General features: G+C 58.3%; 1 pseudogene. It reads right to left on the bottom strand.

The features are described from left to right. A pseudogene (locus HMPREF3050_RS14710) lies at positions 1–470 on the bottom strand (hypothetical protein); the annotation flags it as partial.

Genomic DNA, 470 nt, shown 5'->3' with positions numbered 1-470 from the left:
TTGCCGCCGTTGTTCAGACCGTCTTTGGTCAGGCTGACGGGCTTGCCTGCTTTGCCGTTGCCCACAGTCAGTCCGTTGTCGGTCAGTACGCTGCCGCCTACGGTCACTTTGTCGAAGGAGACGTCGTCTGAAGTCGCTACGGTGATGTTCTTACCGTCGCGGCTGACTTTGACGTTTTTGCCTTCTTTGAAGGTTACGGTGTCGCCTGCGCCGATTTTTTCAGACGAGGTTTCGTCGTTGGCGTTCAGGTTCCAGCCTTTGTCGGCAGTTTCTTTCACTGCGGCAATGGCGTCGTGAACGTTGTCTTTGCCGGTACCGCCGATGTCGGTGGTGGTCACGTTGCCTTTGTCGTTGGCCGCGTTACCGCCGAGCAGGTTCGCCAGGTTGGCTTGGGCTGCGTTCAGCTGCTCTTCGCTTGCGGCTTGGCCTTTAGTGGCAAAGTCCGCACCGCCCAGGGTGGTGTTGCTCAG

The organism is Neisseria sp. HMSC065D04 (assembly GCF_001815675.1).
Taxonomy (GTDB): domain Bacteria; phylum Pseudomonadota; class Gammaproteobacteria; order Burkholderiales; family Neisseriaceae; genus Neisseria.
Note: the sequence above shows the minus strand (reverse complement) of the source record. Positions and strands in the feature narration are given on the sequence as shown.